Origin of the sequence: Phyllobacterium sp. TAF24 (assembly GCF_052113785.1) — a bacterium.
GTDB lineage: Bacteria > Pseudomonadota > Alphaproteobacteria > Rhizobiales > Rhizobiaceae > Phyllobacterium.
On record NZ_JBFRDN010000001.1, the window covers coordinates 225,002 to 245,999 of the forward strand.

23 protein-coding genes are annotated in these 20,998 nt (G+C 56.5%); 8 read left to right on the forward strand and 15 right to left on the reverse strand.

The genetic code is table 11. The features are described 5' to 3' along the window. Positions 1-20: 20 nt before the first annotated feature. From msrB to AB4Y96_RS01120, 5 genes are all read right to left on the reverse strand, one after another. Positions 21-518: a peptide-methionine (R)-S-oxide reductase MsrB gene (msrB, locus tag AB4Y96_RS01100; RefSeq protein WP_441915081.1), complete on the reverse strand. Its 498-nt coding sequence runs from the start codon at positions 516-518 to the stop codon at positions 21-23. Positions 519-633: 115 nt separating this feature from the next. Beyond that, positions 634-1,332: an ATP phosphoribosyltransferase gene (gene hisG, locus AB4Y96_RS01105; RefSeq protein ID WP_091883508.1), complete on the reverse strand. Its 699-nt coding sequence runs from the start codon at positions 1,330-1,332 to the stop codon at positions 634-636. Further along, a complete protein-coding gene (locus AB4Y96_RS01110; RefSeq protein WP_441915083.1) occupies positions 1,329-2,450 on the reverse strand; it encodes an ATP phosphoribosyltransferase regulatory subunit in 1,122 nt (373 codons plus the stop codon). Before AB4Y96_RS01110 ends, hisG begins: the two co-directional genes overlap by 4 nt. 7 nt (positions 2,451-2,457) lie before the next feature. Continuing rightward, positions 2,458-3,972, reverse strand: coding sequence for a histidine--tRNA ligase (hisS, locus tag AB4Y96_RS01115; RefSeq protein ID WP_441915085.1), 1,515 nt, complete (start codon positions 3,970-3,972; stop codon positions 2,458-2,460). A 132-nt stretch (positions 3,973-4,104) separates the two neighbouring features. Continuing rightward, entirely contained in the window at positions 4,105-4,752 is a 648-nt protein-coding gene (locus tag AB4Y96_RS01120; protein WP_441915276.1) for a DNA-3-methyladenine glycosylase I, read from the reverse strand. A gap of 193 nt (positions 4,753-4,945) precedes the next feature. On the opposite strand from AB4Y96_RS01120, the gene AB4Y96_RS01125 reads away from it, so the two are divergent. After that, positions 4,946-5,740, forward strand: coding sequence for a L,D-transpeptidase (locus tag AB4Y96_RS01125; protein ID WP_441915086.1), 795 nt, complete (start codon positions 4,946-4,948; stop codon positions 5,738-5,740). A gap of 72 nt (positions 5,741-5,812) precedes the next feature. Here the strand turns inward: AB4Y96_RS01125 and glcF are convergent, their stop codons facing one another. The 5 genes from glcF to AB4Y96_RS01150 all read right to left on the reverse strand — a co-directional run bounded on the left by glcF (position 5,813) and on the right by AB4Y96_RS01150 (position 11,181). Continuing rightward, positions 5,813-7,138: a glycolate oxidase subunit GlcF gene (gene glcF, locus AB4Y96_RS01130; protein WP_441915088.1), complete on the reverse strand. Its 1,326-nt coding sequence runs from the start codon at positions 7,136-7,138 to the stop codon at positions 5,813-5,815. Position 7,139: 1 nt separating this feature from the next. Further along, positions 7,140-8,351, reverse strand: a complete 1,212-nt coding sequence (locus AB4Y96_RS01135) for an FAD-binding protein (RefSeq protein ID WP_441915090.1) — start codon at positions 8,349-8,351, stop codon at positions 7,140-7,142. A gap of 1 nt (position 8,352) precedes the next feature. Further along, positions 8,353-8,922, reverse strand: coding sequence for an ASCH domain-containing protein (locus AB4Y96_RS01140; protein WP_441915092.1), 570 nt, complete (start codon positions 8,920-8,922; stop codon positions 8,353-8,355). Between the two features lie 3 nt (positions 8,923-8,925). Beyond that, positions 8,926-10,422 (reverse strand): FAD-linked oxidase C-terminal domain-containing protein, encoded by a 1,497-nt coding sequence (locus tag AB4Y96_RS01145; protein ID WP_441915094.1) that lies wholly within the window; start codon positions 10,420-10,422, stop codon positions 8,926-8,928. A 129-nt stretch (positions 10,423-10,551) separates the two neighbouring features. Continuing rightward, positions 10,552-11,181 carry a TetR/AcrR family transcriptional regulator C-terminal domain-containing protein gene (locus tag AB4Y96_RS01150; protein WP_441915095.1) on the reverse strand — a complete coding sequence of 210 codons (630 nt, stop codon included), beginning with the start codon at positions 11,179-11,181 and terminating at the stop codon, positions 10,552-10,554. Positions 11,182-11,247: 66 nt separating this feature from the next. Here AB4Y96_RS01150 and tet point away from each other — a divergent pair, with 66 nt between their 5' ends. Both tet and AB4Y96_RS01160 read left to right on the forward strand, forming a co-directional pair. Beyond that, positions 11,248-12,447, forward strand: coding sequence for a Tet(A)/Tet(B)/Tet(C) family tetracycline efflux MFS transporter (gene tet / locus AB4Y96_RS01155; protein ID WP_441915096.1), 1,200 nt, complete (start codon positions 11,248-11,250; stop codon positions 12,445-12,447). Between the two features lie 29 nt (positions 12,448-12,476). Beyond that, positions 12,477-13,379: a LysR family transcriptional regulator gene (locus AB4Y96_RS01160; protein ID WP_091883484.1), complete on the forward strand. Its 903-nt coding sequence runs from the start codon at positions 12,477-12,479 to the stop codon at positions 13,377-13,379. On the opposite strand, the gene AB4Y96_RS01165 is transcribed toward AB4Y96_RS01160, so the two are convergent. Continuing rightward, positions 13,380-14,687: a DUF3422 family protein gene (locus AB4Y96_RS01165; protein ID WP_441915098.1), complete on the reverse strand. Its 1,308-nt coding sequence runs from the start codon at positions 14,685-14,687 to the stop codon at positions 13,380-13,382. It lies immediately after the preceding gene. Positions 14,688-14,877: 190 nt separating this feature from the next. On the opposite strand from AB4Y96_RS01165, the gene AB4Y96_RS01170 reads away from it, so the two are divergent. Further along, positions 14,878-15,660: an FCD domain-containing protein gene (locus tag AB4Y96_RS01170; RefSeq protein ID WP_441915099.1), complete on the forward strand. Its 783-nt coding sequence runs from the start codon at positions 14,878-14,880 to the stop codon at positions 15,658-15,660. Next, positions 15,657-16,394, forward strand: coding sequence for a metallophosphoesterase family protein (locus AB4Y96_RS01175; protein ID WP_441915101.1), 738 nt, complete (start codon positions 15,657-15,659; stop codon positions 16,392-16,394). The genes AB4Y96_RS01170 and AB4Y96_RS01175 overlap by 4 nt, the downstream gene beginning before the upstream one ends. Before the next feature lie 8 nt (positions 16,395-16,402). On the opposite strand, the gene AB4Y96_RS01180 is transcribed toward AB4Y96_RS01175, so the two are convergent. Then, positions 16,403-16,543 (reverse strand): hypothetical protein, encoded by a 141-nt coding sequence (locus tag AB4Y96_RS01180; protein WP_175540669.1) that lies wholly within the window; start codon positions 16,541-16,543, stop codon positions 16,403-16,405. A gap of 173 nt (positions 16,544-16,716) precedes the next feature. After that, entirely contained in the window at positions 16,717-17,415 is a 699-nt protein-coding gene (locus tag AB4Y96_RS01185; protein WP_441915103.1) for a type 1 glutamine amidotransferase, read from the reverse strand. A gap of 72 nt (positions 17,416-17,487) precedes the next feature. Between AB4Y96_RS01185 and AB4Y96_RS01190 the strand changes: the two genes are divergently transcribed. Then, on the forward strand, positions 17,488-18,090 hold the full coding sequence (locus AB4Y96_RS01190) for a hypothetical protein (RefSeq protein WP_441915104.1): 603 nt from the start codon (positions 17,488-17,490) through the stop codon (positions 18,088-18,090). 4 nt (positions 18,091-18,094) lie between these two features. Here the strand turns inward: AB4Y96_RS01190 and AB4Y96_RS01195 are convergent, their stop codons facing one another. Both AB4Y96_RS01195 and AB4Y96_RS01200 read right to left on the reverse strand, forming a co-directional pair. After that, the gene (locus tag AB4Y96_RS01195; RefSeq protein WP_441915106.1) at positions 18,095-18,634 is read right to left on the reverse strand and encodes a GNAT family N-acetyltransferase; all 540 of its coding nucleotides are present in this window, start codon (positions 18,632-18,634) and stop codon (positions 18,095-18,097) included. Between the two features lie 88 nt (positions 18,635-18,722). Then, complete coding sequence (locus AB4Y96_RS01200; RefSeq protein WP_441915108.1) at positions 18,723-19,625, reverse strand: DMT family transporter; 903 nt, start codon at positions 19,623-19,625, stop codon at positions 18,723-18,725. 133 nt (positions 19,626-19,758) lie between these two features. Here AB4Y96_RS01200 and AB4Y96_RS01205 point away from each other — a divergent pair, with 133 nt between their 5' ends. After that, positions 19,759-20,196 (forward strand): Lrp/AsnC family transcriptional regulator, encoded by a 438-nt coding sequence (locus AB4Y96_RS01205; protein WP_091883468.1) that lies wholly within the window; start codon positions 19,759-19,761, stop codon positions 20,194-20,196. A 46-nt stretch (positions 20,197-20,242) separates the two neighbouring features. Continuing rightward, on the forward strand, positions 20,243-20,977 hold the full coding sequence (locus AB4Y96_RS01210) for a 16S rRNA (uracil(1498)-N(3))-methyltransferase (protein ID WP_441915109.1): 735 nt from the start codon (positions 20,243-20,245) through the stop codon (positions 20,975-20,977). Positions 20,978-20,998 lie beyond the last annotated feature (21 nt).

A 20,998-nucleotide genomic window follows, 5' to 3' on the forward strand; every position in this document is an offset into this window, starting at 1 on the left:
GCAATTCCTTTCGCGGAAACTCAGGCAGCTGCCGGCTTGAAGCTCATGGCAACGCCGTTCATGCAATAACGAAGGCCGGTTGGTTTCGGACCATCATCAAAGACGTGTCCGAGGTGGCCGCCACAGCGGTGGCAGTTGACGGCAGTGCGCGACATGCCGAACGAACTGTCCGTTACTTCGGTGACGGCGCCCTTGATCGGTGACCAGAAGCTTGGCCAGCCGGTTCCGCTGTCAAATTTCGTGTCGGAGTCAAACAGCGACAAATCACAACCGGCACAGGCAAATGTACCCTTGCGCTTTTCATGGTTGAGCGGGCTGGTAAACGGGCGTTCCGTGCCCTCCTGTCGCAATACATCGTATTGGTCTGTAGTCAGCAGCTTCTTCCACTCGGCATCCGTGTGCTCGACTTCGAAAGTGCCCGCTGCATAGGCCTTGGGTGTCGTCGTGGAAAAGCGCGCGGCGATGAGCGCTCCAAGCCCGAGAACAGCTCCGCCAAAAAGTGATCGGCGTGTCATCATGACATAGTCTCCCTGAACAGGATGACCGAAGCATATCAGTCATCTGCAGGGAAATACGGATGAGAGCGGGTAAAAGTTACAGAGCAGCCGTAAAATCACGGATAGTTGATGTAACTCAACTGGAAGCGAGTGCAGCCTGTATGCGCTGTGCAAGCGCAGCAACCGCCGCAGGATCAGCGCTCTGGCGTGAGGAAACGAGGCATGCCTCGGATTTGAGGATGATACCGTCTTCCAGCACTTTCAGATGATTGGCCTGCAAGGTTGAACCGGTCGAGGTGATATCAACAATGATATCGGCAGAACCGGAGGCTGGGGCACCCTCAGTTGCACCGAGGCTTTCGACAATGCGATAGACCTGAATGCCATGCATCTGTGAGAAGAACTGCTGGGTTAAACGCCAATATTTCGTGGCGATGCGCAGCCGCCTGCCATGGCGCTGGCGATATTCCGCCGCCACATCGTCAAGATCAGCCATGGTCGACACGTCGTACCAGACCTCGGGGACAGCCACGACCACATCCGCATGGCCAAAGCCCAGCCGCGCCTCGATCTGCACGCGTTCATCGGCTGCGGAGAGAGTTTCGCGGATCAGGTCTTCACCGGTTACGCCAAGATCAACGCTGCCATAGCCCAATTCGCGGGCAATCTCGGAGGCTGACAGAAACAGGATATCGATCTTGCTGTCGCCTTCGACCTGCGCACGATAATTGCGTTGGTCCTTTGGCATGACGACTTTCAGCCCGGCCTTTTCAAGGACTTCAAGCGCCTGTTCCTTCAGGCGGCCTTTGGAGGGAAGCGCAAGGGTAATGGTCATGGCGCAATCTTCTCCAGCCGGTCGAGCCAGATCGAAAAACCAACGCCCGGAATGGAATCGACGGCACCAAGCATGGTCAGCAAGCGGTCATAACGGCCGCCACCGACAATGGCGCCAAGATCGAGAGCATTCAAAGCCCGCGTTTCATAGACAAGACCGGTATAGTAATCGAGTGGACGGCCAAAGGCGGCATCATAGACGATGTTTTCCTGTTCAATGCCCGCCTCGCGCACCGCAACAACCCGCGCCTCGAACTGATMGAGCGCCGGGCCAAGGTCAAATTCATTGGTCTTCGAGAAATTGCGCAGATGTGATGAAGCGGATTGCAATGGCACACAAATGGCCAGAAATGTTTCCAGCGCGGCAAAAGCCTGTGCGGGCAGCTTTACCGAAGCCAGATTGGCTTTCTCGATCAGGCGACGGGCAATCTCGGCGGGGCTACGGCCAGCACCCGGTGAGATACCGGCTGCCTGCATATCCTGTTCCAGCTCCGTGGCCAAACCTGCCTCATCGCTTGCTGAGACCAGCGCGGCGAGCCTCTCGGGCAGCGAACCGTTTTTCTGATTGGACGAGAGATCAGCAAGCAGGCTCTTCAGCTGACCCGGATTGCCAAAGGCGCGTGCCAGCTTCTTCTGCCAGCCGCGCGGCAGGCCGAGTGCCGCCAGCACAGCTTCAAAAATCGCCTGATCACCAAGCAGCGTTTCGAGTTCTGCCTTGGGAGCCACAAGCCGAATGGAAGCGATGGCATCGGCTAGCGAGCGGGCATCGGCGCGGGCGCGGTTGGCATCGCCCAGATCCTCAATCCCGGCCTGAAAGAACTCGTTGCCGCCTTCGCGCCGCTGGCGGAACACTTCGCCAAGATAGGCATAGCGCTTCGGCGCCGCAGCGTTCAGCTCGATATGGTTGCGGCAGACAGGAATGGTGAACTCAGGCCGCAGGCATAGGCTCTGGCCGTTCTCGTTCTCGGTCAGGAAAATCCGGCGGCGCAAATCCTCGCCTGCCATGTCGAGAAACTGATCAGCAGGCTGAATGACCGGAATATCCACAAGCTCCGCCTCCCGCGATGAAATCAGCGCGGCAAGGTCACTGGCAAAGGCAGGAGCACGGGAACCGGTCATATCAGGATCAGCCAGCCTTCGCCGCGTTGACGCGGTCCTCGGCCTGCGCTTCAAGAATCTTGCGCACTTCCGCAATGAGATCGGTTTCCTTGGCGGTGATCTGGGCCTGACGGCCTTCGCGCCACACGGTATTGTCCTCTATCTCCTGGGAAAGCCGCGCGCCTTCGATCAGATCTTTGATCTGCACTTCGCCATTGTCGCGTTCCTGCGAGCCCTGAATGATGACGCAAGGCGCACCGCGCCGATCGGCATATTTCATCTGCGGCTTCATACCGGAACCACCGAGATACATTTCCGCGCGAATACCCGCCTGCCGCAGGTCCGAAACCATCTTCTGGTAACGGCCAAGGCTTTCCGTGTCGCGGTCCATAACCAGAACAACAACAGGCCCGACATTGTCCGAATTATCCAGTTTGCCAAGGTTTTTCAGCGCCGTCATCAGGCGCGAGACGCCGATGGAAAAGCCGGTTGCAGGCGTCGGTTCGCCGCGGAAGCGCGATACCAGACCATCATAACGGCCACCGCCGCCAACGGAGCCGAAGACGACCTTTTCACCCTTCTCGTTGGTCACATCGAAGGTGAGTTCCGCTTCAAAGACGGGACCGGTGTAATATTCAAGACCGCGCACGACTGACGGGTCGATACGAACGCGCGCGCCGTAACCGGCTGCCGAAGACAGCGCCTCGATGGTCGCAAGTTCTGCAACACCTTCAACGCCCTTATCATTGCCAGCCACAACAGCCTCAAGATTGGCGATGGTCTCGCGGCCATTGGCACCACCGGCTGAGGTAAATGCCAGCACCTTGGTAATCGCAGTCTCATCGAGACCTGCGCCCTTGGTGAAGTCGCCGCTTTCATCAAGACGGCCCTTGCCCAGCAGCAGTCGCACGCCGTCAACGCCGAACTTGTCGAGCTTGTCGATGGCACGCAGGACGACCAGACGCTGGCCCATCTTGTCATCACCACCAAGCCCAATCGACTCAAGCACGCCGTCCAGAACCTTGCGGTTGTTGACGCGGATGACGTAATCGCCGCGCTTGATACCGACGGCTTCCATGACATCGGCCATCATCATGCACATTTCCGCATCGGCCGAGACGGAGGGAGCGCCGACCGTATCGGCATCAAACTGCATGAACTGACGGAAACGGCCCGGACCCGGCTTTTCATTGCGGAACACCCAACCGGCGCGATAACTGCGATAGGGCTTTGGCAGGCTCTCGAAATTTTCGGCAACAAAGCGCGCCAGCGGCGCCGTCAGATCATAACGCAAGGACAGCCACTGTTCGTCATCGTCCTGAAACGAGAACACGCCTTCGTTGGGGCGATCCTGATCCGGCAGAAATTTGCCGAGCGCATCTGTATATTCGATCAGCGGTGTTTCGACAGGCTCAAAACCATAGAGATCATAGACCTTGCGGATATCGGCCATCATCTTTTCGGCGGCCCGCAGATCATCGGGAACCCGGTCCACAAAACCGCGCGGCAGCCGCGCCTTTAACCTGTCTGCCTTCGTTGTCATGATTTTGATCCGATGCCTTGAAGTATCAATTTTGAATTGGAGTTTGCTCTAACCGATCAAGGCATTGAGGGCAAGGAATTACCGGCTCGCAATTGCCGCAGCAGCACGAGCCAGAGAGCAGTTTCATGACAATCAAACGGGTCGTTTAAAATTCGCTCGGATTTTTTCGATCTCGCTCCGGCACTTGCAGCCTTCCACATGATCATTCACCAGCCCCATAGCCTGCATATGCGCATACATGGTGGTGGGGCCGACAAAGCTGAATCCGCGCTTCTTCAAATCCTTGGAAAGGCGCACCGAGGCGGGTGTCGAGGGATTGGTGATGAGGTGGCCATAATCAACGACCTTGGGACGCTCATCCACTGGCGGCTCAAAGCTCCAGAAATAAGCGCCAAGCGAGCCTTTTTCCTCAAGCAGTTCGATGACCCGCTTCGCATTGTTGATGGTCGAGGTGATCTTGCCGCGATGGCGGATGATCCCGGCATTGCCAAGCAATCGCTCGATATCCTTATCGCCGTAGCGGGCAATGCGTTCGAAATCAAAGCCATCAAAAGCCTCGCGGAAGTTTTCGCGCTTACGCAGGATGGTGAGCCACGACAGACCCGACTGAAATCCTTCCAGACAGATTTTTTCAAACAGGCGATAATTGTCCGTGACGGGACGTCCCCACTCATGGTCGTGGTAGTGGATGTATTCAGGCAAAGCGCCGGGCCAGGAACATCTGGTCACACCGCTTTCATCCGTCATCAATCCTGTCTTTACGGGCGTTTCTTCCGTCATCATCTGTCCTTCCGGAACATGTTCACCTGACATTAACCAGTGGCCGAAACCATTCGATAACCACAACAAATGGTTTCCGATCAGAATCGCATTTTATTGATCCTCGTTCACTTTTTTCTACCGGCACGCAGGCAAACTCAATCCGAAACCTGACAGATCCTGTCAGGAGTGTTATTGCCAAGAGAATTACCCGATGAAGACCGCATTGCTGCTTCTGACCTCCTGCCTGACAATAGTATCATTCGGCGCTCATGCCAGTGAGCGCTACGCGACAAGGCCGCCTGTGGTTATGAGCCCCGATCTTTCAGCGCCTTGGGTCATGCAGTTGCGTCAACGTCCGGTTGGCACATCGGCCAATATGCGCGACCGGGTTGTACTGAGCGACCCACCTATACGTGGAACCATTATCAATCGCCGAGAGGCGAGACGCCCCGTTCGCACGCAGGAAGCAACAAACCCGGCTGCACGCGAAGTTTCATTCCGGCGGCCAGCTGCGCCCGCAACGGAAGATCAGCCGAAAAAACGCGGTATGGACCCGAAATTCCTGCCACAGTCCGTTGCTTATGATGGACCACAGGCACCGGGCACCATCGTTATCGATACATCGCAGCGTTTCCTTTTCCTCGTCGAAGCGGATGGTCAGGCCCGTCGCTACGGTGTTGGCGTCGGCAAGGAAGGCTTTGGCTGGAACGGCACCAACAATATCTCCCGCAAGGCGGAATGGCCGGATTGGCGCCCGCCAGCCTCGATGATCGAGCGCGAGAAAGAAAAGGGCCACTATCTGCCTGTTCACATGGAAGGCGGCCCCGCCAATCCGCTCGGTGCGCGCGCACTTTATCTTGGCGATACGCTCTACCGTATTCACGGCACCAATGCGCCATGGACAATCGGACATGCCGTATCCAGCGGCTGCATCCGCATGCGCAATGAAGATGTCACTGATCTCTACGAACGCGTCAATGTCGGCACAAAAGTCGTCGTGATGTGAGAGTTAGTGGGGACGGCACCGGGGGCGGTGCCGGAATTGGGCGGTGGTTCCTTTGGACCGCCGCCCTTCTTTTTACTCAGCAGCCTGCAGGACAGGCGCCGGCACACCTTCTGGTCTCGGGCCACCATAGACCCAATCCAGCAGTTCGACCGTATGAACAATAGGCATTTTTGCAGCACTGGCGATCTGGGTAATGCAGCCAATATTGCCCGTGGCAATGATGCTAGCGCCGGTTGCCTCGATGTTTTTCACCTTGCGGTCGCGTAAGGTGCGGGCGATTTCGGCCTGCATAATGTTGTAGGTTCCGGCGGAACCACAGCACAAATGACCCTCGGCAGGTTCGCGGACGGTGAAACCAGCGGCTTTCAACAAATCCTTTGGCTGCCGGGTCAGCTTCTGCCCGTGCTGCATGGAGCAGGCGGAATGGTAGGCCACAACCAAATTCGCCGGGTGCTGCGGTGCAGGCAAATCGAGGGCTGTCAGATATTCGGTGATGTCCTTGGCAAGCCCTGAAATGACTGCCGCCTTGTCGCTATAAGCAGGATCAAGCCGCAGCATATAGCCGTAATCCTTAATCGTTGTACCGCAGCCGGAAGCCGTGACGATGATCGCATCGAGCCCTCCATCGTGCAACTCACGCGTCCAGACATCGACATTGCGGCGGGCATCCTCCAGTGCGGCTTCCTCGCGGCCCATATGATGCACCAGCGAGCCGCAACAGCCCTCGCCCTTCGGCACCACGACCTCGATGCCCAGACGGGTGAGCAGGCGAATGGTTGCCTCATTGATCCCCGGCTTCAATACGGGCTGGGCGCAACCGGTCAGAATTGCAACGCGTCCGCGCTTTTCGGTTGCCGGTTTGTGCAATCCCGGCTCGGCAAAGCGGGATTTTGCCGGAACGGATTTCGGCGCAAGTTCAAGCATGGTGGCAAGCGGCTTCAGCGCCTGAACTGATTTGAGTAGTGGCGCGAACGGACGGCCAAGTTTCGCCGCCGTCAAAGACAGCCGAAAACGTGACGGATAGGGCAGCACGAAGGCCAATAGCCCCCTGATGAAACGGTTCATCACCGGACGTTTGTAGGTTTTCTCGATATGGGCACGAGCATGATCCACCAGATGCATATAGTTTACACCCGATGGACAGGTGGTCATGCAGGCGAGGCAGGACAGGCAACGGTCCACATGTTTGACGATCTGCTCATCGGCAGGGCGGCCATTTTCCAGCATATCCTTGATCAGATAGATGCGGCCGCGCGGGCTGTCGAGTTCATTGCCAAGCGTGACATAGGTGGGGCACGTCGCGGTGCAGAAACCGCAATGCACGCATTTGCGCAKGATTTTTTCGGACTCGGCAACACCGGGGTCCTGCAATTGCTGCGGGGTGAAGTTGGTCTGCATACTACACTCCTGCGACCATGCGGCCGGGATTGAGAATACCCTCCGGGTCAAATTGCTGTTTGAGCCGCTTTGACAGCGCTGCCAAGGGCGCGGATTGCGGTTCGAAAACGGGTATGGCGGCACGAACCGCCACTGGAGCACGCACCAGCGTGGCATGGCCCCCGCCATATTTGCCGATCAGCACCCGTACGGCCTCCGCTTCTGGTTCGCCTTCCAGCCGCATCCACACAAGTCCGCCCTGCCAGTCATAATAAGCATCGACCGCAGCGCCCATGCGCATGGATGCGACCAGCTTATAGGCCTCCATCGGCGCCATCGAAACGCGCCAGACCGGACGTTCGGTCCCATCGGCGAAAGGAATGACGTCGCGCACTTCCTGCCAGAGTTTGCGCGAGATATCGCCGGAGATTTCTTCGACAGTGCCCGCCGAAGACAGCAATCGCCTTAGCATCGTCACCCGGTCGGCAACGGAAGGCGCAAAACCCTCCAGCCGCAGTAATGTTGATGCCTCGCCTTTCAGCACGCCATCAATAACCCGGCCACAAATATTCACAGGCAGATGCGCTGCGGATGCCACTTCGCCGCTGGAACCCATGGCAATTGCCATGGCACGCGCGGCCTCATCATCCATCAACCCTCTGATAATGAGCGTTGTTTCCGTCTCCGGCGCGGGCAGAACCTTGAATGTAATTTCGGTTGCGATGCCAAGCGTGCCCCAGGAATTGGCCATGCCCTTGGAAAGATCATAGCCGGTGACGTTCTTGACCACACGGCCGCCGGATTTGAACAGTTCGCCCCGCCCCGATACGACCCGCACACCCAGCACATGATCGCGCGCCGAGCCTGCTTTCAAGCGGCGCGGACCGCACAGATTGGTGGCAAGAACCCCGCCAAGGCTGCCCTGCCCTGCCGCCTCGCCCAGCAATGGGCCATAATCCATAGGCTCGAATTGAAACGCTTGGCCTTTCGATGCCAGCAGGGCTTCCAGTTCCGCGATTGGCGTTCCGGCTTTGGCGCTCAGCACCAGCTCATCCGGCTCATACAGCGTCACGCCTGCATATTTCGACAGGGCAATCGTATGTTCGGTCTGAAGAGGGCGACCAAGCCCACGCTTGGAGCCATAACCCGCGACCTCCACCGGCACGCGCTCGGACAGCGCCCATTGCACGGCTTCGGCAATTTCGGTTTCTGTTGAAGGCGTGAACACGGTCATTTCACACCCCATTCAGAAAGCTTTGGCCACGCGGCGACAACCGGTAACCAATGTCGAGACTGATGGTCAAACCCACCTCCTTGAGCTTGCGCACGTCACGTTTGAATTTGACCGTTTCGACGCCAAGCTGTGCGGCAAGATTTGCAGCGACCTCGCCCGGATGGTCGGCAATCATGCGCAGGATTTGCCTATGATAACCGACATGTTCAGCCGCTTTGTCCCAGCGCGCCAGTCGATCCATCAAAGCGATCTTGCCCGCTTGCGACAATGGTTCTTCGCGCAGAGCGGTTCTCTCATCGACTTCAACAGCTGCGATGGCGATACGATAGAGCGTTCCATCGCCTTCACGCAGATTGCGCTCCAAAGCAGCAATGTTCTCGAAACCCGCACGTTTGGCGTCATCCACAGTCAGTTTGTCTGGGTCGACCATATCCACCGCACCAATGATCAGCGAACCAATAGTCGTGCGCAAACGCGTACCGACCTTGACGGTCGGACGGGTCCAGCGCCGAAACGCCAGATCGACTTCCCCGCGTGCAATAGCTTCAAGCGTTTGTGCCTTGAACAACATCGATCAGAATCTCGGAATGTTTGGAAATGGCACCTGACCGCGATGCACATGCATCCGGCCAAGTTCAGCACAGCGATGCAATTGCGGAAAAACTTTGCCGGGGTTGAGCAGATGCTTGTCGTCAAAGGCACACTTGACCCGGATTTGCTGGTTCAGATCAATCTCGTTGAACATCTCAGGCATCAAATCGCGCTTTTCAACGCCGACACCATGTTCACCGGTGAGAACCCCGCCTACTTTCACACACAGCCTCAGGATGTCAGCACCAAAATCTTCGGCCTTGCGCAGTTCATCGGGAATATTCGCGTCATAGAGGATCAGCGGATGCAGATTACCATCGCCCGCATGGAACACATTGGCGACGCGCAACCCGTATTTTTCCGACAGTTCGCGCATGCCAGCAAGAACCTTCGGCAGTTCCTTGCGCGGGATCGTACCATCCATGCACAGATAGTCAGGCGAGATGCGCCCAACGGCGGGAAACGCCGCCTTGCGCCCAGCCCAGAACGCCATGCGCTCTTCTTCGCTCTGGGATATCACGCAGGACGAAGCGCCGTTCTTACCCGCAATCTTCTCAACCATATCGATGAGGTGGTTGACCTCAACTGCGGGACCATCGAGTTCAATGATCAGCAGCGCTTCCACATCCAGCGGATAGCCCGCATGCACAAAATCTTCGGCCGCATGAATCGCCGGGCGATCCATCATCTCCATGCCGCCCGGAATAATGCCAGCAGCGATGATATCGGCCACACATTGCCCCGCCGTTTCGCTTGAAGGAAACCCGACCATCAGCGCGCGGGCGGTCGCGGGCTTTTGCAGAATGCGCACGGTGACCTCGGTCACGACACCGAGCAGGCCTTCGGACCCGGTCATCAGACCCAGAAGATCATAACCTTCCGAATCCAGATGTTTGCCGCCCAGCCGCACCACCTCGCCTGTGATGAGCACCATTTCCAACCCAAGAACATTGTTGGCCGTCAGCCCGTATTTCAGGCAATGCACGCCGCCAGAATTTTCCGCAACATTGCCACCGATGGAACAGGCGATCTGCGAGGATGGATCAGGCGCGTAGTAAAACCCCTCATGCTCGACGGCCTTGGTGATGCCGAGATTGGTCACACCTGGCTGCACGACGGCGACGCGGTTCGGATAGTCGATTTCAAGAATGCGATTGAAGCGGGACATGACGAGCAGAACCGCATCTTCCAGCGGCAATGCACCGCCAGAAAGCGATGTACCCGACCCGCGTGGCACAACCTTCACATTGTTTTCATGGCAATATTTGAGGATTTGCGAGACTTGGCGAACGGTCTGCGGCAGGACAACAACCAGTGGAAGCTGGTGATAGGCAGTCAAAGCATCGGATTCAAACGCGCGCATTTCATTGGTGACATCAACCACGCCTTCATCAGGAACAATGGCTTGCAATGCGGCGACAATGTCGCTGCGGCGCGCCATGGTCGCGGCATCGGCCTTCGGCATCACCAACCCGGACATGAAACCTCCCTCGCCTGCAATGCTCCAACTGGTAAATTATTTTTACCAGTGATACCAGCAGTTTCTAAACAGTCTAAACTGTTGCTGTTCCTTCGTCATGGGGCGGCATGGAGCCAAAGTGACGCGCGACTAGCTGGAACGCAGCTTTTCGAAACCAGCAACAAGTGCCGCAAGTCCAAATTCAAAGCCTTCATCCGGAGAGATGAGTTCAACTTCGACAAAAGCCTGAGCGAGCATTGGAAATGCCACGCGCATCTCAGGCGTAAAATCTGGCGAACTGATCCCCGGCATGGACGCCTGTTGTTCGAGCACCGAACCGACAACATAATGCCCTGTCACCCGCAAAACGTGTGCTGCTGGCACCAGATCGAAACCAGCGGCGACCATGAACTGAATTTGCGCCTCTACAGCCGGAAAGAACACCGGACCTGGCCGCGAACCCGCATGAATCCGCGCGCCATCACGATATGCCAGTAGAGCGCGCCTGAAGCTACGCGCGTTCTCGATCAGGAAATGCCGCCAGTCCTCGCCTGTCTCCGGGATGGACGGTCCGTGGTGTTCAACCAGAATCGCCTCGGCCAAAGCATCAAGCAAGGCAGACTTGTCCTTGAAATGCCAATAAAGCGCCGGTTGCTGCACCCCAAGAGCCGTCGCAATGCGCCGGGTGGTCAGCCCATCAATGCCGGTTTCGTCAAGCAGATCGAGAGCTACCCGAATAACGGTCTCGCGCTGCAATTTCACATCACTACGTTTTGCCATGCTTGACAATTTATCACCGATAAAGGATATGTCTAGTTACTTATCAACGATAAATAAGAGTTTCCCATGACTTTCAACAAACCTCTGAACGTGATCCTGACGACCGTCACCCTCGATGCTATCGGCATCGGGATGATCATGCCCGTTTTGCCGCAGCTGCTGACGACGCTCGCTCATTCCGATAATGTCGCACGGCACTACGGTGTTCTTCTTGCCCTATACGCGCTGATGCAATTTGTGTTCGCGCCGCTGCTCGGCGCACTGAGTGATCGGTTTGGCCGACGCCCAGTTATTCTCGGCTCCCTCGCAGGCGCGGCACTTGATTATCTGGTGATGGCTTTTGCGACCGTGCTGCCGCTGCTCTATATCGGTCGCATCATTTCAGGCGTCACCGGGGCCACCATGTCCGTGGCAAGTGCCACGATCGCCGACATCACTCCGGAACAGAACCGGGCCAAACGTTTTGGCATGATCGGCGCCTGTTTCGGCCTCGGCTTCATCGCCGGGCCATTGCTCGGCGGTATCGCAGGCGGTTTCGGCGTCCACTATCCATTCCTGCTCGCCATGGCCCTCAATGGCCTCAACTTCCTGTTTGCTCTCTTCTTCCTTCCGGAAACCAGCAAGGGTGAGAAAACGCCCTTTTCACTGCGCAGCCTGAACCCCATTGGCTCATTCCAGTGGATCACCAGTATCAAAACCCTAACGCCACTGGTTGCGATGTTCACGCTGCTGCAACTGGTCGGCCAGCTGCCCGGTGCCCTCTGGATTATCTACACGCAGGACCAGTTTCTCTGGAGCGTCTCCACTGTGGGTATTTCACTCGCAGCATTTGGTCTGCTGCATGCACTGGTGCAGGGAATGCTGACGGGCCCTGTGACCGAGAAGATAGGCGAAAGGCGCACACTGGTCCTTGGAATGGCCACGGACTGTATCGGTTATCTGCTGATGGCATTCGCCACCCAAAGCTGGATGGTTGCCCCCATCCTGTTTTTCCTTTCCATGGGCGGCATTGCAACACCTGCGCTTCAATCCATCATCACCCGGCAGGTTGATGCGAGCAAAGTCGGCGAAGTTCAGGGGGTTCTGGCCAGCGCAACCAGTTTGGCCGGTATTATCGGGCCGGTGATCTTCACGACGATTTATGCGGCAACGCGGACCGACTGGAGTGGATTGGTGTGGATTTGTGGTGCAGCGCTCTATGTGCTTTGCATTCCGATGCTGCGTGTCGTCGCCTATCGCCATGCCGAAAGTGCTTCGAGGGCTTGACCTTCAGATAATCAGGCAGAAAGAGTGCTCTGATGGATCATTTGAACGATATGGAAATTTTTGCCCGTGTTGTTTCCGCTGGCAGCATGTCGGCGGCTGGACGGGAACTTGGCCTGTCTCCTGCCGTCATGTCCAAACGGTTGCGACGGCTGGAAGAAAGGTTGGGTACGCGGCTTTTGCAACGCACCACCCGGCAAATAGCCCTGACCGAAACGGGCCAGGGCTATTATGAGCGGGTGCTTGCCATTCTATCAGGCATTGAAGAGGCGGAAGCTTTCGTCTCCCGTCGATCCGAGCAGGCGCATGGTCAATTGAAAGTTTCTGCGCCTACAACCTTTGGCCGTATGCATATTGCCCCGCATCTGGAACCTTTCATGCGGGCCAATCCTGACCTTTCCATCAATCTTATTTTGACCGACGAATTTGTCGATATTGTCGGCGAAGGTTATGACCTCGCCATCCGCATCGCCGAATTGTCGGATTCAAGTCTCGTCGCGCGCAAACTGGCGCCGGTACGGCGGTTTCTTGTGGCCTCACCGCGCTATATCGCCGAACATGGAATGCCATGCTCCATTGCCGATCTCGACAATCATGTTTGCCTTGCCGCGCACAATGGTGATCCCTGGCGCCTGAATGGTCTGGATGGCAGCATATCGTTACGCCCCACTGGGCCAATCCTGACCAATTCCAGCGAAGTGGTGCGGGCGGCGGTGCTTGGCGGTCTTGGAATTGCCTTGCGCTCAACATGGGATATCGGCCCGGAACTGGCATCGGGTCAGTTGTTGCGCGTGCTTGAAGATTACGCAGCATCAGGCAATATCGCCATCTATGCGATCTACCCTTCCCGGCAGTTTCTTCCGGCAAAGGTGCGGGTGTTCATCGACTATCTCGCTGGGCTTTACGGGCCCGTGGCTCCATGGGACCGGGTCTGATCATTCGTCCTTGTGGGACCTGCGGATTGATTTGACCACAAACCACATGGCGATGATGGCAACAGGGACAAATGCCGCCGTCACAACGGAAGAATGCAGGTCCGGCGCATAGGCTTCGACGCCCTTGGCGAGATAATAGAACAGCCCCACCACGTAGTAGGAAATCGCGGCAACGGACAACCCTTCGACCGTACGCTGCAAACGCAATTGCAATTGCGCGCGCCGGTTCATCGAACTCAGCAGATCGCGGTTCTGGCGTTCCAGTTCCACATCGACGGACGTGCGCAGCAGCGTTGCCGCACGAGAGAGTTTTTCCGACAGGTTTTCCTGACGCTCACTGACCGAATAACAGGTGCGCATGGCAGGTGCCATACGGCGCTGAATGAAGGCCGCCCACGTCTCATATCCGGTGACAGACTCTTCGTGCAGCGCCGCCAGCCGTTCCAGCACAATACCATTATAGGCACGGCTCGCGCCGAAGCGATAAAGGCTTGACGCAGCATCCGCTTCCAGTTCCGCTGCCAGCAATGTCAATTCATCCAAAAGCTTATGATTATCCGCATCTGCCGCACGCATTTCCGTCGTCAGTCCCGCCAGACGATCCTCGATACGGCGAATGCGCGGCGACAAGGAATGCGCCAGCGGCAGCCCGAGCATCGCAAGCGTTCGGTAGGTCTCGATTTCGATCACCCGCTGGGACAGGGCACCGGCACGGGCGGGCGACAGACCATTGTCGAGGATAAGGATACGGGTCATCCCATCCTTATCCTGCCGGAAATCCGTTATGATCGAGGCGAGCCCATTCTCGACATCACTGTAGCAAAGGCTGGTCGGATCAAATTCCTCGATAACAGCGTCGGCCGTATTGTCTTTCCGGATGATCTCAAGCCGCACACCGTCAATGACGGTGCCGGGAGGATTGAAACCATGGCCGAAGGGATGTTGTGCGGTCTGCCCTGTACGGGGCACTGGACCTTCCCACAGATAGGTCGAGAATTCCGTATGCCGTTCCCAGCGCAATGTGCCGTTGCCCCACGGCATAATATGGTGGCGGGCATCGCGCGCGGGCGGCGTAATACCAATGCTTCGGCTTAGTTCCGCAAGCACCGCATGATCGACGGTTGAGCCCGCCTCAGTCATGAAAGCGAGCTGGATGAGGAGGCGCGGTGTATCCACCAGCGGATAGGGGCGCGCATGAACTTCACCCAAGGCAACCGAACGCTCTGCATGCCCCGGAAAGCCCATGACGCCAGAACTTGAAGCAGCGCTCGCAAACGCCGCCGCGGTCTTCAGTCTTTTCCCCTTCATATCGGCCCCTTGATCGCCTGTTCACAAGATGGTGAACGCAATGCCCCGTCCTTTCAATGCTACTTTACGCCAATCCGCTGCGGCTATGCGACGCTTACCGACCGAGGACCAACTGGACAAAAGAATTGACCAGTTTCGTGATTTACCGATACGCTGCAATCGCAAATCACTTCTGCGGACGACTTTCACCATGAGCAGCCCGATCTTTGCCCGCATCCAGCCGTCGCGCACCGCCGACGATATTGTCAGCCAGATCGAAACGCTGATCCTTGAAGGCATTCTGCGCGTAGGGGACCGGTTGCCCGGCGAACGGGACCTTTCCGTGCAATTCGATGTCTCGCGGCCGATCCTGCGCGATGCCTTCAAGACGCTGGAAGCCAAGGGACTGCTTGTTGCCCGTCACGGGGGTGGAACCTTTGTTGCCGATGTCATCGGCGAGGTGTTTTCGAAGCCGGTGATGGACCTCATCTCCAGTCATAAGAAGGCAGCCGCCGACTACCTCGAATATCGCCGGGAAATTGAAAGTATTGCGGCCGATTATGCGGCCCGCCGGGCGACAGAAGATGACCGGTTATTGCTCTCCCGGATCGTCGAGGCCATGCAATTGGCTTACGAGACCAATGACTCCAAGAAAGAGGCTGAACTGGATGTCGAATTGCACAGCACCATCGGTGAGTGCGCGCACAATATCATCCTGCTGCACACGCTGCGCTCCTGCTACCGGCTTCTGGCCGATGATGTGTTCTATAATCGCACAGTGATCTACGGTTTTCCCGGCGCGCGGGAAAAACTGCTGCAACAGCACAAGGCCATCGCGCATGCCATCATGGCATCCGATCCTGATGAAGCCCGGGCTGCTGTGCGCGCACATATCGACTTCATAGAACAGGCCCAGCAGGATGCGGAACGCAGCAGCGCCTGGCAGGCTACATCGCGATTGCGCCGCAGCCAGAGGGAATTGGATCGCCCATGAAAACGATCGACTTCAAGCGGGCGCGCGGCCCGGACAGAATGCGCGTCTACGCTATCGGCGATGTACATGGACGGCTCGATCTATTGCAGGCCATGCACCGGCGCATTCTTGAGGAAAACGAGAAGTCGCCACCTTTCGACTGGGTGGTGGTACATCTAGGTGACTATGTTGATCGGGGACCGGATTCTCGGGGCGTGCTCGACTATCTCGTCAATGCACAGAAGAAAACCCATCGCATGCTGACCCTTGCGGGCAATCACGATGTCGGGTTTCTGCAATTCCTCGACAAAGGCGACGCGCATGGTGTTTTTGCCCGGCATGGCGGCAGGCAGACAGCGCAATCCTATGGCGTGACCATCGATTTCGATGACCCTGCGTCGATAACAGCAGGTCGCTCTGCCCTGCTGCGGGCCATGCCGCCGGAGCATGTGGAATTCCTGAGCGGATTGCGCCGCTCAACCGTTATGGGGGATTTCTTCTTCTGCCACGCAGGCATTCGGCCCGGCGTTGATCTCGAACGACAAAACCCTGAAGATCTTATCTGGATTCGCTGGGAATTTCTGGATGACCCACACCTGCACTCCAAGGTGATCATCCATGGCCATACACCAGCCAGCGATGTGGAAGTACGGCCAAACCGGGTCAATCTTGATACCGGGGCCTATGCCAGCGGACGCCTCAGCGCCATTATGATCGACGCTGAAGGCAAGTCTTTTCTGGAAGCGACTGTTTAGAGCAAGTGTTAACGCGAAGCGGAGCTGATTCCGTAGCCATCGCTTGATACGGTGCGGCCGCCAGCATCAACAGATACCAGTTCGGCGCCCATGAAAAGGATTGATGCAAGCATCATAACGGTCAAAAGGGCGGCACTCTTCATAGTCATTCGGGCGTTTCCATTAGTCTCTTCGGCCTGGCTTCATGCCAGCTAACCGGCCCGGCAACTACAGCCCACAATCCTTTCCAGCAAGTGAATCAAAGCCACGCTCCACATGAATACGAACAGTGCAATTTGATTCAAATCTTGGCTGTTGCAGAGTTGCAACTGAATCGCCTGACTCAGATCAGCGCAACCCAGGCGCGTGCCAAAGCGAGACCTGCGGCATCGGCTGGAACGCCATTCTCAGCAACCAGCGCCGGATAGTTTTCAAGCCAGTCAGCATTGTCCCGTATGATCTCGTCCGCAAACACATGACGCCATTCTTCAACGAGCGTTGTATCAGCCTCGAAGTGAAACTGGACGCCGTAAACGGCTCGTCCGATGCGAAATGCCTGATTCCGGGTTATGCCGCTTGAAGCAAGGTGAACGGCACCTTCGGGCAAAGTGAATGTATCGCTGTGCCAGTGGAAAATCGGGAAATGTTGGGGAACCGAGGACAGAACGGGGTCGGACGCTGCTTCGGCTGTTACCGTAACCTCATGCCAGCCAAATTCCAGCTGGCGTCCCAGAATGTTTTCAGCTCCATAGCCCCGGGCAACCAGCTGACTGCCGAGACAAATGCCAAGCACGGCCTTATCAGCATCGCCAAAACGCCTGATCAGGCGGGCAAGCAAGGGAAGATAAGGAAACTGTTCATCCGCCAGCGCATTCTGATCGCCGCCAAGCGAAATCAGCGCATCATAACCGGTATCATCGGAGGGCAGCGCTTCGCCAAGATGTGCCTGCACAAGATCAATCTGCGCACCGGCCTCCGCCAGAGCCCGGCCAACCAGCCCGAGCCCGGTATGCTTATAATTCTGGATGACAAGAACCCGCATTCTGCCTGCCCACTGATCGCATTAAAGATGATCTTGCGATAGCATGGACCTCCCACAGCCGGAAGCCACCAAATGCCCCTGCAAAACCGTGTCACACCCTTTGGCGATATCGTCTCTGTTCCCCAGCGCGGATCATTCATGGGTAATCGCGGTATCATTCACGATCCATCCACGCGCACTCTCCTGAAACGGCGTTGGACGACGAGGGCGTGGATCATCTGCGTCTGTCAGTTCAAGAATGTCAGACGTGACGTCATGGCGCGGCAGAGCTGGACCGAGCTGTTTTTCCTTGATGAAGCAACGGCTTTGAGTGCCGGTCATAGGCCCTGCTTTTACTGCCAGCGGCAAAGGGCAAAGGCATTTCAGGCTGCATGGGCGGATGGTAACGGTGTCTCCAAGCAATCAGCACCTGATATGGATACGGTCCTTCACGAGGAGCGCCTTGACACCACGGGTGGCAAGAGGCGTCATCCGCTCACCAGTTCCATCGAGGACTTACCCGACGGAAGTATGATCGCCTCCGGGGATAATGCTTATCTCATACGCGGCGGCCAGACCTCTCTTTGGTCATGGGAAGGTTATGTGATCCACACGCCACCGACAGAGGATGTTAGTCTTCTGACACCGCCATCGACTGTGCAGGCCCTGCGCGCAGGATATATACCTGCCTTCTAGACTTCTATGTATTATTGCCTTTGAAAAAGCATTCCATATGAATGTCATCAGGCTCCATTGCGAAGAGCTGAGGATCAGGTGCGCTGGTCACGACACAGCCGAGATGTTGGTAAAAATGCACCGTATGCTCGGAAGGAGTAGCGGAGACATAAAGGCCTTTTGCGCCCAGCGATTTCGCTGCTTCCTTGCAGCGCTCGAACAATCGCACGCCGAGGCGCTGACCGCGATAGACGTTACTGACATGCAGGAAGCTGAGTTGCAGCAAGTCGCGCTTGGAACCGAGCCAGACACTGTCAATAACAGCGGCCCCGGCTAGTTTTTCATCATCAAAAACGCCAAAGAACTTGCCGCCGCGATCAAAACTTTGCTGGAGCAAAGGCGTATATTTTTCCGCCTCGCCCTCTTCCCATCCGGGCGCGTCACAAAAGTCCGGATGCAGGACCAGCTTACCATCCTGCAACCGATAGATATTCTCGATGATTTCGCTACGGTCGATAGTCCAGATCTGCTCGATCTGTTCGCGGGTAAGTGCGCGTATTTCCATGTTTCTGCTCTGTATTTGCCGAATTGTTCATGCTCTTTCATCACATATAGAGCAAAACAAAATCTGGCAAATGACAGGGCGAAATACCTTACACTTTAACGCTTGAGGGCACCGACCTGCCCAGCTTCCAACCAAGACTGGTGCCAGCGGCAGCAATCAGGATGGCCGCCGACCCGACAAACTGAATTGGCTGCAACTGATGGCCGAAGGCAAAATAGTCAACCAGAATGGCGGYAATTGGATAGATGAAGGAGAGCGAACCTGTCAGATGCGTCGGCAGTTTCTGAATCGCGCTATAGAGCAGAATGTACATCAAACCCGTATGAATGATGCCTATCGTGACGATGCTCCCCCATTGGACCGCGCCATTTGGCATGACGCTGAAGTCAGCCAAGGGGGCCATGAGCACGATGCCCACACAGACCTGAATGAGCGCAATCAGATGTGGCGGTGTGCCCTTGAGACGCTTCGCCACGATGGCAGCGATGGCATAAAGAAAGGCAGCGCCCAGTGACAGACCAATACCCGCCATGTAGTCAGTGCCGGTGTAGCTGGTCCCACCCGGCTTGGCCTGAACAATGAGAATCATTCCGGCAAACGCGACGGCGAGCCAGAACAGCTTTGTGAACGTCAGCTTTTCCTTGAAAATCAGGGCGCCAAGCCCAACCAACATAAATGGTTGCACATTATAGACTGTTGTCGCGATGGCGATGGAAGCCCGGGAATAGGCGGCAAACAGCAGGACCCAGTTGAGAACGATAGCAACGCCGCCAAGCACGGCAAGACCGAACAGCTTCCATGAAATCACATTGGGGCGCAGCAAACCCATTGCAGCACAGACGCCAAGCAATGTGAGAGCGCCAATGGCGCAGCGCCAGAACACAACCGACAGCACAGGCTGACCCGACATCAGCACAAACCAGCCAATGGTTCCTGAAATCATCATCGCAGCGGTCATTTCGACACTGCCTCTTACAATATCCCGTTCCATGTCATCCGCCCTGTTGTCTCGTGCGGTAAGACTATTCGGAGGAAGGGGAATTTGATATACATAGAAAAAGGCGTAGTGTGCGCTTTGCCTATTTAATAAAGGCAGATTCTATGAACCACCTTATGAGACGGATATGCTTGATGAAATGGACAAAACAATCCTCGGTATTCTTATCGAAGATGCGCGAATCTCGCTGAAGGAACTCAGCCAGAAAGTCGGGCTTTCTTCACCCAGCGTTTCCGAACGATTGCGGCGGCTTGAAGAAAAGAAAGTCATCCGCGCCTTTACCGTCGATATTGATCCGGCAGCACTTGGCTATAACCTGACCGCTATTGTCCGCGTCAGACCCCTGCCCGGTATGCTGCACATTGTCGAACGGCTGATACAGGAAACCCCTGAAATCACCGAATGCGACAAGGTGACGGGCGATGACTGCTTTATCGGCAAAATCCATTTCCGCACGATGGAGCAGTTGGACACATTGCTCGACAGGCTGGCGGAAAAGGCGGAAACCAATACATCCATCGTCAAAACATCGCCGGTGAAACGACGCCTGCCACCCTTAAGCTGACACGCCCGGCTTGACCACCCTGTCTCCTCTCTGGCATCCATCATTCATGCGCGCAAATTACAAAATGCAACGGCTCTATATTACCGCGGATCTTGGTGCAGGAAGGCGGGCTGAAGTACCCACTGAAGCCGTCAACTATCTCGCCAACGTACTGCGGATGAAAGAGAGCGATGAAATCCTCGTTTTCAATGGCCGTGACGGCGAATGGCGCGCCGCCCTGCGCTTTGAAAGCAAAAAGAAACTGGCGCTTGAACCCCTTGAACTGACGCGGGAGCAGCCTGTTTCGCCTGACCTCCTCTATTGCTTTGCGCCGCTCAAGCAGGGGCGGCTCGACTACCTCGTGCAGAAAGCTGTCGAAATGGGAGCTGGTGTTTTGCAGCCTGTCATCACCCAGCACACACAGGTCACCAGAATCGGCACGGACCGGATCGAGGCCAATGCGATCGAGGCGGCGGAACAATGTGGTGTTCTGGCAATCCCGCAAACGCGCGAACCGGTTAAACTCGACAAGTTATTGGATAGCTGGGACCCCGAGCGGCGCTTGATTTTCTGCGACGAGGGTCATGATACCCATAACCCGCTGCCGCTCTTACAAAGCCTGCCGCGTGGGCCACTTGGCGTGCTCATTGGACCGGAAGGCGGCTTCTCCGATGCAGAGCGCGAGACCCTGCGCAAACTGCCGTTTGTGAGTGCCATTCCGCTTGGTCAGCGCATTCTGCGCGCCGATACTGCTGCCGTTGCCGCACTCGCTCTTATACAGGCGACGATCGGTGATTGGTGAGATACAAATTCTCTTGATGAG